Origin of the sequence: Micromonospora chersina, from assembly GCF_900091475.1 — a bacterium.
Taxonomy (GTDB): domain Bacteria; phylum Actinomycetota; class Actinomycetes; order Mycobacteriales; family Micromonosporaceae; genus Micromonospora; species Micromonospora chersina.
The window spans coordinates 3276400-3288464 of record NZ_FMIB01000002.1; the positions used below are offsets into that span (position 1 = coordinate 3276400).

Below are 12065 nucleotides of genomic sequence, written 5' to 3' on the forward strand. Positions count from 1 at the left end.
TTGGACACGTACCGTTCGTCACGAACGACAACAGTCCAAGATTCACATCAGCCCGCGCCCGCAAGTCGACGCCGGCTCTCGACCGCTGACCCTCAGGCGCTCGCGGCCGGGTCGCCGTCGCCGGCCGGTGTCGCGGCTCGACCGCCAGCCTCGGCGAGGGCACGGCGACACAGGTGGTCGGCTGTCCTGGTGGTCTCCGGAAGCCGGTAGCGGGGCGTCAACGCCAGCACCCGGTCCACCGCGTTGTCCAGGCTCATCCGGTGCCCGACGCTGACGAAGACCGGCTTCACCCCGTCCCGCGTCCGCAGCACACGACCCACCACCTCACCGCCGTCGCGCGGCGGCGTCCAGGCGCCCCGCTGCGGCGCCGGCTCGTCCCAGACCCCGACCAGCGGCGTCTTCCCCACCCCGACCGCCGGCAGCCCCGTCACCAGCCCGAGGTGGCAGGCCAGCCCGAACCGGCGCGGATGCGCCAGCCCGTGCCCGTCGCAGATCAGCAGGTCGGGCCGGACGGTCAACCGATCCAGCGCCGCCAACAGCGCCGGCAGCTCACGGAAGGCGAACAGCCCCGGCACGTAGTCGAACGCCGGTCGGCTCACGACCACCGCCTCGTCCACCACGGCGAGGGTCGCCGCGTCCAGCACCGTGACGGCCGCTGCCAGTCGGTCACCGCTCTCCGCGTAGGCGACATCCAGCCCGGCCACTGTCGCAGGCGCCGTCGGCCCCGGCCCGACAAGGTCGACCCGAGGACGCAACTCCTCCTGTATGCGCAACGCCTCCGCGACGTCCGCCGGTGGCCGGTAGGGCACTCCCCTGTCCGTCATGGCCGGCCGGTTCCGGTGCCGGGGTGCGCGTCAGAGATGCTGGCGCTTCGTGCTGGGATCGGCGGTCGAGCAAACCGCTCGGAGGGCATCAAGAGGCGGCGGTGGCGATGGTCGGGTCGGCACCGGGATCGCCGGCCTGCTGCAGCTGCTCCTCGAACATCACAAACGTCCGCCGTCGGATGCCCGCAATCAGTGCAGCCTCCTCAGCCGTGTACGGACGACCCTCTGCGACAGCTACGTCGTCGATGGCCTTGACCGTCTCGTACAAAGCGAAGATCGGCCCCTCGCCCTTCAGGTAGCGCCCCCGCACAGCTTCCGTACGCTGCACGAACTGAGCCGGCGTCCGAACGAAGACCTCTCCGCCAATAGCAAAGAGGATCTCGTCGACGATGTCGTTCGCAGGCTGCCAGCCGCCGGTCTTCTTGTCCAAGCGCCAAGCAGTAAGCCCGCCGTCTGGAGTGGCAACCATCTTCACCGGCGTTTTGTAGTACTCGTAGTAGCCAGGAAGGTCGACTTCTTCTTCCGTGCCAGTCACTCGTGTCCTCCGATGAGTGCCGACTCGAGGGCCGCCCAGAAGTACTCACGCTGACGATGGATGATGCCCTTGCGGATCGCCGACTCCATGTCCGAGAGGCTACGTCCTTGCTCTCTGGCCACCGATCCGAGGTCCCGCCGCACCTCATAGAGCGAATGCTCCCAAGTCGCCACTTCATCTAGAGCAGCCAAGTGCAACCGGAACTCGGCGATGTGGCCAGTGGACGTACGAACCATCATCTGCACGTCCCGGTATCCGCCCTTTTGTGGGGCAACAAAGCGGTCCTCGAACTCTACGAGCCGCAGTCGTTCGTCACCACGTAGCGACGCCAGCGCTTCATACAAGTCATCCAGGCGCTCATAGGCGACGCGGCCAGCCGCCAGGTCTGTCAGTTGCGACACGTCACCGCCATAGCCATCGATTTTGTCTTCAGCTCGCCCACGGTCCTTGGGTTTCGGCCTCGGGTAATACGTGCCTTTACTGCCCAAAGCCTCAGCTAAGCTTCGTCCGAGCGCATCAATTTCGGCCTGCGCAACAACTGCGGACGCATACAACTGATCCAAGTACTGCTGCCTGTAGGCAGCGTCCTCAAGGCGGTCAAGGTCGAAGCCCGGTTGCACTGCAGCCGGGCCCTGGACGGCGAAGGCCGCGCTCACCTCCATCTGCTCCGACGTAAGCGGGGTGGGTGCGACAGGCGGCGTCCGCACTGCGGCGGCAACAGCGGCACCCTGCTCGGCGATCTCGTCCAGGACCTCGCCCAGCACGTCGATCGCCTTCTGGTGGCTGGCCAGGTGGTGGAGGGTGACTGGGCGGGCGATCAGCGAGTTGGCGAGTTCCGGGGTCGACAGGATCATGCGAACCAGGTCGGGCCGCTGCGCGAGCTGCCGTACCAGTGTTTCGGCCAGCAGTTCCTCGCCCCGGGGCGGCGCCTCCCAGGTCTGGTCGAGCATCTGCCTGACTCGCGGATCGGCGAGCAGCCGCGTCAGGTCGTCGGCCGCGGCCGGCTCCAGTTCCGGCACCAGCCGTTGCAGCGTCGGTCCGTCGAGGTGTTGCGCCAGCTCGACCGGCGTCACCCCGGCGGCGAAGACCTCGTCCAGGCTTCCGCTCGCGGCCAGCGCGTCCCGGACGTACAGCCCGGCGGCGATCCGGTCGGCGTGGGCGTCGCGATGCGCGTTCCGTAGCTGGACCGCCTCCGACTCCGCGTCGGGAACTCTGCCGGGGAATGGGGTGCCGTCGGATCGCTGGAAGGTGGTGGATTCGCCGAGCAGGTGGACGTGGTTGAAGTCCGGGGCATTGCCGTCGTGGGGTGGCGGCGGCGGTTCGAGGGTTCGGGGTGGCGCCGGCCTCTCCACCGGATCGGGTAGGACGTTGTAGTCGCCCGGCGGCCGGTCCGCGAGCGGCATCGGGTGACCGTCGGGACCGAGCACCAGCGCGTCGATGCCCACCACGTTGTGGGGACCCCGGATTCCGTTGTGGGAGTAGAGCGGATGCCTGCCGATCCGGCCCGTCTGGGGGTCGAGGTAGAGGACCGTGCCGTTCTGGTTCAGCGCCACCCAGGCGTGTGAGCCGCCGCCCTCGATGGCCGTGATGAGGAAGGCGTAGCTGCCGTGGCCACCGGCCAGCAGCTGCGCCTGGAGGTCGCGGTAACCGTCCTCGATCATGTCGCGCGTCTCGGGATCGGGGACGCCCGACAACGCTGTAGGGCACAGGTTCTGGAACCGGCCACCGGTGATCTCCTCGACCCGGCGGGGTCCGTCCGCCTCGCCGCCCACCGGCTGGCGGACGTCCCCTTGCAGATAGCCGTCGAAGGTCCGCGGCGCGGAGACCCGCGGCCGGCCGTGCATCCAGGTCTCGAAGAGTGACAACGTGCAGTCCAGGCAGTTGATGCCCCGGGTGGCGTCGGCGGCGGGTCCACCGTCGTTCGCCAGTTGGAACCACCCGCCCTCGCGGGGATCGGCGGTCCGCACCACACTGCCGTCGGGATTACGCGGCATCTGTCGCTCCAGGTCGGTCTGGTGCAGCGCGAGCGGTGGCCGGAGTCCGCCCCGTACCCCGTACCGGCGGGAGCGGTCGATCGGCGGTGGGTGGCCGTGACCGGTGAGTGCCGAGTGGTCGGGCGTCTCCACGGCACCCGGCGCGAGGTCGGCTACGTCGTCGTTGATCCGGTAGAAGTCGAGGTCGTCCTCGACCATCACCTCGCTGGGAAGCAGTTCCCCCGCGCGTACCGCCTCCGCCGCATCGACGGCGCGATAGTGGAGGCGCTCCCTCAGGCGCCCCTCGCGCACGTGCTGGTCGGCGAGGTCCTCTCGCCCCGCCTCACGCAGCTCGTGCGCCCGCTGGAGAAGCCAGCGCGCCGCTTCATAGTGCTGCTCGGCGACGTCGCGCAGCTCCTTTACCTGGCCCTGCCGCCTGTTCTCCTCGTACAGCTTCCGCTGATGCTGCAGGTAGCGCTGATAGCGACGGCGATCGAGGCCCTCCCGATCGGCCGCGAGTCGGGCGGCGCGTTCCTGCGACGTCATCCCACGTGGCCGCATCGGATCGAAGGGACCGGCGAGCGTGGCCGATGGATCCGACGCCGGGCGCTGCGGGGCAAGTGCTTCCAGCAGCGGGAACCGGGGATTCGGGGCGGGTTGCGCATTCGACCCGTTGACCGGTGCCCCCGTTGCCGGGCCGACGGATGGTGCGACGTGTGAATGCGCCGGTGAAGCGGTCAGTGGACCGGGTGGGCTTACGGCACCAATCGTCGAGCGGTCCGGCGGCATGGACACCGGCCCCTGCGGCTGTGGTGCAACGGTGGTAGGCGTGCCCACGGTCGGCGTGGCGGCAGCCTGCACCGGCGCCGTCTGGCTCGATGTGGCGATGTCGGGCAGCATGGTGGCCTTGACCGGGCCGGGCTTCAGCTCGGCGGTGTCGGGAACCGGCGTGCCCGCGACGGGCGCCTCGACGGCCACGGACGAGAGCGTGGGGCTCGCGGTGGCCAGCACCGAACTCGTCGTCACCTCGGCGCTCGGAGGGTTCGTCGCCACGTCCGCATCCATCCGGTGAGGTGGGGAAGCGCCCACCCCCTCCGCGTCCTGGCCCACGTTCAGAGACGGGACATTCGCCGGAGCGGGCCGGTCGCCAGCGAGCGGTGACAAAGGGTCCGGCGCCGAGGCGGAATCGGCCGTCGCAGGTTGCGGCACCGGTCCGGGGCCGGAATCCCCGAGCGGCGGGGCCGGCTCCGGCGCTCGCTGGGAGGGGATGACAGACGGTGGAAGCCCCAGGTCCAGCGACTGTGTGGGAAGGCCGGCCAGCTTCTCGTCGAGGCGGTGGTGCAGGGCGTTGTCGGCCTGTCCGGTGGCGGAGCCGCTGGCGCCCGAGGCCGCGGCCCGGGCCAGATCCTCCAGCGACAGGTCCTGTCCGGTGGCGAGCCCCGCGGCACTCTCGGCCAGGGTCTCGCCGGCCATCTCCCGCCCGAAACGCTCACCGATCTCGGCGAACCGCCCGTGCGCGTGCCGCCCGAGACCGGCCAGCGGCGCGGCCGCACCACCGGCGAAGCCACCGAGCCCCGACATGCCCACGTCGGTCAGGTCCAGGCCGTCACGGCGGCCTGTGGAGTTCTGGTACGCCTGCGTCGCCAGGCTGGTGCCGGCCTCCTGCCCCGCCTCGACCAGTCCGGCGAGTACGGCCCGGCGGGCGAGTCCGCGGGCGCCGCTCTTGACGACCTCCTTGGCGGCCCGTTCGCCGGCCTCCTTCAGCCCTTCCTTCACCGCCTTGCGGGCCAGCTGGGCCACCAGCCGCTTGAAGATCTGCTGCACGGCGATCCGGCTGGCCGTGATCGCGGCGCCGGCCGCCGGCGAGGCGGCGCCCATGGTCAGCACGGTGGCCACCGCGAGCGAGAGCAGTTCGACGACCAGGATGCCCAGCTCGATCCAGGCTTCCAGCTTGGCGCCCTCGATGTCGCAGCCACACGAGTCGACCAGCCGGCCCAGCTCGCCGGTGGCCGCCACGAGCACGTGCAGGGGCGCGTCCTCGCCCTCGGCGACCTTGCCCCAGGCCACGTCGAACGCCTGCGCCACGAGCCCGACGCCGCCGTACCCGCTACGGACCTCGCCCGCGGCGGTGGTGGCGTCGTCCCGTGGGCTCGCCAGGACGTCGGCGACGCCGTACCACTTGTCGGCCAGGTCCCAGACGGCGCGTTCGTCGCCCTCCGGCCATTCGACGCCGACGACCCAGTCCAGCGCCTCGTAGATCCAACCGGGCACGTCCCAGGGGCAGTAGTCGAGCGGGTGCGGGATCGGGCTGGGCAGCATGCTCACGCGCGGATCCTCCGGTGGTCAGCGCCAGGGCCGGTGCGGGTTGTGCTGCTGGTGCGGGATCTCGCCGAGCTGGCGAGCGTTTGTCAGGTCGGTCTCCACGGTGGCGACGACGGAACGCACCACGTCGCTGCCCAGCCCTTCGAGCGAGCGGCCGAGGATCTCCCACGCCCGCAACAGGGTCTCCGCGTAGCCCTGGTAGTGCTTGTCGAAGGCGGCGCCGATGTCGTCCCGACCCCACGGCCGCTGCGCGCTCGCCGCCGCGATGGGTTCGCCCGCCTCCCGCCGGGAGGCGGCCACCGCCTTCCCCGCCAGGGCCAGGTCGGCGCCGCCGCGCCGGGCCCGGTCGGGGTCCAGCCAGATCTGCCCGTCGGCCATCGCCGTCACTCCCCGCGGGACAGGACGGCGTCCGCCCGGCCGAGCAGGGCGCCGAAATCATGCGTACGCAGGAACTCCACCGACGGCGACCCGGGCGGGAGGAATCCGGCGACCAGGTCACGGGTCGCGGTGACAGCGGACGCCGACGCCCGCAGCACGGTGTCGGTGATCTTCCGGCTCAGCGCCCTGGCGTCCCGTTCGTGGAACACCGACGGGGCGACCTCGACGCTTATCAGCTCGCCGCGGGCGCCGACGACAGCGGTCACCTGGCCGTCGTCGGAGCGCTCGGTCACCCGCAACTCGGCGAGCCTGGCCTGGAGTTCGTCCAATCCGGACCGAAGTCGCTGGTACTGGCCGTACACCTCGTCGAACCGCGCACGCAGCGCGCGGTTCGCGTCCCGGTCCGCGCTCTCGGCCACCGCCGCCCCCTTCCGTCACCGTCAGTAGGGCCGACCATACCGGGCGCCACGGAATCCGTGGGGTCCGGTAACTTCAGGCTGTGATCGAACGACAGCAGGCCGAGCAACTCGCCGCCGTCTGGGCCCGACGCGACTCCGAGCGGCTGGGATTCCCGTGCACGCCGATGGTCGACGAGTTCGAGCTGGGCTACCTGGTCACGTCCACTGTGTCCACCAGCGCTCGGGCCCTGCCTGGCGACCTGCCGACCACGGTCATCGACAAGGAGACCGGCGAGGTGTCGACCTGGCCGAGGGTGCCGGCCCCCGCCGTCGAGGAGATGTTCCGCCAGCGCCGGCCGGCAACTCCACGGGCGCCTCGCACCGTGGACCCAGCCAGCCAACTCCTCCGGGAGATCACCCGGCTGCCCACGCCCGGCGCCGCCGCGCACCTCACCGTCGACGGCCGCCTGCACGTCGCGCAGGGCGTCAAGGGCGACGTCGAGCTGCGGCACCACCCGCTGGTGGGGTCCTATCTGGACGGGCTGCCACCCGGCCACCTGGTGCGGGGTGGTGAGCGGCACGCCGAGATGGTCGTCGTCTCGGACGTCCTGCACGAAGAGGATCACCGACGCAGCGCCGAGAGCCTTCCCCCGCTGACGTTCGAGGAGGCCCGAGCACTCCTGGGCACGTGCCGGTTCGAGGTCTTCCGGGTCCGGGAACCGGGAGATCCCTCCGGTGGGCCGGCAGAGCTGCCCTGCGACTCGTGCGTCAACTTCCTGGTGCGCTTCAACGCCCTCCCGTGGTCGGATCTCGCATACACGGAAGAGTGGCGCCCGGAGCCGCGGCGGATCGTCCAGCCCGGCCGGTTCCCCGACGCGGTCGGGCACGCGCTCATGGACGCGGGCTGGCAGGTCAGCATGTTCAACGAGGCGCTCGCGATGGGCGCGATCGCCGAAACGCGCGACATCGCCGGACGGCACCATCGGCACGAGACATTCCCGGCCGCCGAGCAGGCGCTCACCGACTTCCCGGCGATCCTCAGCCGCAGGCGGGGGCCGGGTCAGGACGTGTGGATCAGCCGATTCACCACGAATCCACTGCGCGGCGCGCACAGCGCCGACAGCCTCGCCGATTTCGGCACGGTCCTCGGCGTCCGGCTCTTCCCAATCGGCACCGAGCGCGGTGACAGCATCATCGCCGTCGACGAGCGCGGCCGGATCTTCGCGCTCGATCAGGCCGGCGAGTGGTTCCTCGGCCCCGACATCGACGCCGCCCTCACCACCCTGCTGCTCGGCCGCGCCCCCGCCCGGGTCCGCGACGACGGCACCTGGTGAACGGGGCTACAGCGTCACCCCGGTCAGGACCATGACGCGCGGCTCGGTGTAGTCGTCCATGGCGCTGCGCAGCCCCTCCCGCCCCACGCCCGAGCCCTTCACCCCGCCGTACGGCATCTGGTCGGCCCGGTACGACGGCACGTCCCCGACGATCACGCCGCCGACCTCCAGCGTCCGGTGCGCGAGGAAGGCGGTCTGCAGGTTGTGGGTGAACACCCCGGCCTGCAACCCGTACGCCGAGTCGTTGACGGCGGCGAACCCGGCCCGGTCGTCGGTGACCGGGGCGACCACCAGCACCGGCCCGAACACCTCCTCGGTGCAGACCTTGGCCGTGGACGGCACCCCGCTGAGCACGGTCGGCGGGTAGGTGGCGCCGTTCCGCCGCCCGCCCACCTCGATGGTGGCGCCGGCGGCGACGGCCTCGTCGACCCACGCCTCGACGCGTTCGGCCGCCTCGACGGAGACCAGCGGCCCCACGTCGGTCAGTTCGGAGGTCGGGTCGCCGGTGCGCAGTTCCTCGACGGCCGCGACGAGCCGGGGCAGGAAGCCGTCGTAGAGCCATTCGTGCACGTACACCCGCTGCACGGCGATGCACGACTGCCCGGCCTGGTAGTTGGAGAAGGTGGCGATCCGGTGGGCGGCGAAGGTGAGGTCACCGTCCGACGCCCAGTCCTCGCAGATCACCGCCGCCGCGTTGCCGCCGAGTTCCAGGGTGACGTGCTTGTCCGGCGCGGCCCGGCGGATGGCCGCGCCGACCGGCCCGGAACCGGTGAACGACACGACGGGCAGCCGCGGGTCGGTGACGAGGTCGGCGGCGCGCTCGTTGGGCAGCGGCAGCACCGAGAACATCCCCTCGGGCAGGTCGGTCTCGGCCAGGATCTCGCCGAGCAGCAGCGCGGAGAGCGGGGTGGCCGGGGCGGGCTTGACCACGATGGGCGCGCCGACGGCGATGGCCGGGGCGACCTTGTGCGCGACCAGGTTCAGCGGAAAGTTGAACGGGGCGATGCCCAGCACCGGCCCCTTGGGCACCCGCCGGACCAGCGCGATCCGTCCGGTGGCCGCCGGGTCGGTGTCCAGGCGTTGCAGTTCGCCGGAGAAGCGCCGGGCCTCCTCGGCCGCCCAGCGGAAGGTGGAGACAGCCCGGCCCACCTCGGCCTTCGCCCATTTCACCGGCTTGCCGTTCTCGGCGGTGATGAGGGCGGCGACCTCGTCGGCCCGTTCGGCCAGCCGCCGGGAGACGTGGTCGAGGGCGGCCGCGCGGGCGTGCGCGGGCAGGGCCGCGGCCGCCGCGGACACCTCGGCGGCTGCCGCGACGGCGGCTTCGACCTGGTCGGCCGTGGCGAGGGTGGTACGCCCCACCGCCCGGCCGTCGTACGGGTGGGTGACGGTCAGCTCCCCCTCGCCGTGGGCGGGGCGGCCGGCGACATAGAAGGCTCTCGGCTCCACGCTCGGCAGCGTAGACCACGCAAGCCCGCGCGGAAACAGTTGCCCAAACCCTTGTCTGCCTCGGATTCAGTAGCCAAGATGGCAGTCAGATTGCGATAACCTCCGCTGACCCTCCCCCCGGCCATCCCTCGGAGACTTCTGATGAGCGACCAGCAACAGCTGCGCAACTTCGTCAACGGCGAGTACGTCGACCCGGTGGACGGCGGCTACGCCGATCTGATCGACCCGTGCACCGGCGAGGTCTTCGCCCAGGCGCCGGTCTCCGGGGCGGCGGACGTGGACAACGCCATGGAGGCGGCCGCCGCCGCGTTCGAGTCCTGGCGCGACGCCACCCCGGGCGAACGGCAGAAGGCCCTGCTGAAGCTCGCCGACGCGGTGGAGTCCCGGGCGGCCGAGCTGGTCGACGCCGAGGTCCGCAACACCGGCAAGCCCCGCCAGCTCACGGCGGACGAGGAGCTGCCGCCCGCGGTGGACCAGTTCCGGTTCTTCGCGGGCGCGGCCCGCCTGCTGGAGGGGCGCTCGGCCGGGGAGTACATGGCCGGGCACACCTCGTACGTGCGGCGCGAGCCAATCGGTGTCTGCGCCCAGGTCACGCCCTGGAACTACCCGCTCATGATGGCGGTCTGGAAGATCGCCCCGGCCCTGGCGGCCGGCAACACGGTGGTGCTGAAGCCGTCCGACACCACCCCGGTGTCGACGCTGCTGCTGGCCGAGATCGCGTCGGAGTTCTTCCCGCCGGGCGTGTTCAACGTCGTCTGCGGTAACCGGGACACCGGTCGCGCCCTCGTCTCCCACCCGACCCCGCAGCTGGTGTCCATCACGGGCTCGACCCGGGCGGGCATGGAGGTGGCCTCCGCGGCCGCGCCGGACCTGAAGCGGACCCACCTTGAGCTGGGCGGCAAGGCCCCCGTCGTGATCTTCGACGACGCCGACATCGAGGCCGCGGCCGAGGCGATCGCGGTGGGCGGCTACTTCAACGCCGGCCAGGACTGCACGGCCGCGACCCGCGTGCTCGCCGGCCCGGGCATCCACGACGACTTCGTGGCCGCCCTGGCCGAGCAGGCCCGCAACACCAGGACCGGCGCGCCGGACGACGAGGACGTCCTGTACGGCCCGCTGAACAACGCCAACCAGCTCGCCCGGGTGCGGGGCTTCGTGGACCGGCTGCCGGACCACGCGAAGGTCGACACCGGCGGCTCGCAGGTCGGCGAGCGCGGCTACTTCTACGCCCCGACCGTGGTGTCCGGGGTCCGGCAGGCCGACGAGATCATCCAGGACGAGGTGTTCGGGCCGGTGATCACCGTGCAGCGCTTCTCGGACGAGGACGAGGCGGTGCGCTGGGCCAACGGCGTGGACTACGGCCTCTCCGCCTCGGTGTGGACGAAGGACCACGGCCGGGCCATGCGGATGACCCGCCGGCTGGACTTCGGCTGTGTCTGGGTCAACACCCACATCCCGTTCGTCTCGGAGATGCCGCACGGCGGCTTCAAGCACTCCGGGCACGGCAAGGACCTCTCGGTCTACAGCCTGGAGGACTACACCCGGATCAAGCACGTCATGCACAACATCGAGGGCTGACCAATGGCATCGTCGGACGAGCTGCACAAGCGCCGGGGGGCGGCCGTCGCCCGGGGCGTCGGCAGCACCATCACCGCCTACGTCGACCACGCGGGCGGCGGGACGATCACCGACGTCGACGGGCGGCAGTGGATCGACTTCGCGGCCGGAATCGCGGTCGCCAACGTGGGCAACTCCGCCCCGAAGGTCGTCGAGGCGGTGCGGGCGCAGGTCGAGCGCTTCACCCACACCTGCTTCATGGTGGCGCCCTACGAGTCGTACGTGGCGGTCTGCGAGCAGCTCAACGCGCTGACGCCGGGCGACTTCGAGAAGCGCTCGGCGCTGTTCAACTCCGGTGCCGAGGCGGTGGAGAACGCCGTGAAGATCGCACGGCACGCCACCGGGCGGCCGGCCGTGGTGGTCTTCGACCACGCGTACCACGGCCGGACGAACCTGACCATGGCGCTGACCGCGAAGAACATGCCGTACAAGCACCGGTTCGGGCCGTTCGCCGGTGAGGTCTACCGGGTGCCGATGTCGTACCCGCTGCGCGACGGCGGCCTCGACGGTGCGACCGCCGCGGCCCGTGCGATCGAGATGGTGGAGAAGCAGGTCGGCGCGGAGAACGTGGCGGCGCTGCTGATCGAGCCGATCCAGGGCGAGGGCGGTTTCGTGGTGCCGGCCGAGGGGTTCCTGCCGGCGCTGCGCGAGTGGGCGACCGCCGCCGGCGTGGTGTTCGTCGCCGACGAGATCCAGACCGGGTTCTGCCGGACCGGCGACTGGTTCGCCTGCCAGCACGAGGGCGTCGAGCCGGATCTGGTCACCCTGGCCAAGGGCATCGCCGGCGGGCTGCCGCTCGCCGCGGTCACCGGCCGGGCGGAGCTGATGAACGCGGTGCACGTGGGCGGCCTCGGCGGGACGTACGGCGGCAACCCGATCGCCTGCGCGGCGGCGCTCGCGGCCATCGAGACCATGCACGAGCTGGACCTGGCCGCCGCCGCCCGGCGGATCGGCACGGTCATGGTCGACCGGCTGCGCGCGATCGCCGCCCGCGACCCCCGCGTCGCCGAGGTACGCGGCCGCGGCGCGATGCTCGCCGTGGAGATCGTCCAGCCGGGCACGCTGACGCCGGATCCGGCCGCCACGGCGGCGATCTCGGCCGCCTGCCACGCGGCCGGCCTGCTCACCCTGACCTGCGGCACGTACGGCAACGTGCTGCGGTTCCTGCCCCCGCTCGTCATCTCCGACGACGAGCTGGCCCGCGGCCTGGACATCCTGGAGGCGGCGTTCGGCTGACC

The 12065-nt window shown here is 71.5% G+C and carries 9 protein-coding genes; 3 read left to right on the plus strand and 6 right to left on the minus strand.

The genetic code is table 11. The features are described 5' to 3' along the window. Positions 1–92 precede the first annotated feature (92 nt). The 5 genes from nfi to GA0070603_RS14995 form a co-directional block, all read right to left on the minus strand. Positions 93–824, minus strand: a complete 732-nt coding sequence (gene nfi, locus GA0070603_RS14975; RefSeq protein ID WP_091313554.1) for a deoxyribonuclease V — start codon at positions 822–824, stop codon at positions 93–95. Between the two features lie 88 nt (positions 825–912). Beyond that, positions 913–1359: a hypothetical protein gene (locus tag GA0070603_RS14980; RefSeq protein WP_091313557.1), complete on the minus strand. Its 447-nt coding sequence runs from the start codon at positions 1357–1359 to the stop codon at positions 913–915. Further along, positions 1356–5651 carry a toxin glutamine deamidase domain-containing protein gene (locus GA0070603_RS14985; RefSeq protein WP_244282712.1) on the minus strand — a complete coding sequence of 1432 codons (4296 nt, stop codon included), beginning with the start codon at positions 5649–5651 and terminating at the stop codon, positions 1356–1358. The genes GA0070603_RS14980 and GA0070603_RS14985 overlap by 4 nt, the downstream gene beginning before the upstream one ends. 24 nt (positions 5652–5675) lie before the next feature. Beyond that, entirely contained in the window at positions 5676–6032 is a 357-nt protein-coding gene (locus tag GA0070603_RS14990) for a hypothetical protein (protein ID WP_091321975.1), read from the minus strand. Between the two features lie 5 nt (positions 6033–6037). Then, positions 6038–6451, minus strand: coding sequence for a YbaB/EbfC family nucleoid-associated protein (locus GA0070603_RS14995; RefSeq protein ID WP_091313564.1), 414 nt, complete (start codon positions 6449–6451; stop codon positions 6038–6040). Positions 6452–6531: 80 nt separating this feature from the next. Here GA0070603_RS14995 and GA0070603_RS15000 point away from each other — a divergent pair, with 80 nt between their 5' ends. Then, positions 6532–7764, plus strand: a complete 1233-nt coding sequence (locus GA0070603_RS15000) for an SUKH-3 domain-containing protein (RefSeq protein ID WP_091313565.1) — start codon at positions 6532–6534, stop codon at positions 7762–7764. Between the two features lie 6 nt (positions 7765–7770). Here GA0070603_RS15000 and GA0070603_RS15005 read toward each other — a convergent pair whose 3' ends face one another. Further along, positions 7771–9210, minus strand: a complete 1440-nt coding sequence (locus tag GA0070603_RS15005) for an aldehyde dehydrogenase family protein (protein ID WP_091313568.1) — start codon at positions 9208–9210, stop codon at positions 7771–7773. 141 nt (positions 9211–9351) lie between these two features. Here GA0070603_RS15005 and GA0070603_RS15010 point away from each other — a divergent pair, with 141 nt between their 5' ends. Together GA0070603_RS15010 and gabT are read left to right on the plus strand one after the other, a co-directional pair. Next, a complete protein-coding gene (locus tag GA0070603_RS15010) occupies positions 9352–10788 on the plus strand; it encodes a gamma-aminobutyraldehyde dehydrogenase (RefSeq protein WP_091313571.1) in 1437 nt (478 codons plus the stop codon). 3 nt (positions 10789–10791) lie between these two features. Beyond that, complete coding sequence (gene gabT, locus GA0070603_RS15015) at positions 10792–12063, plus strand: 4-aminobutyrate--2-oxoglutarate transaminase (RefSeq protein WP_091313575.1); 1272 nt, start codon at positions 10792–10794, stop codon at positions 12061–12063. The last annotated feature ends 2 nt before the right edge of the window (positions 12064–12065 follow it).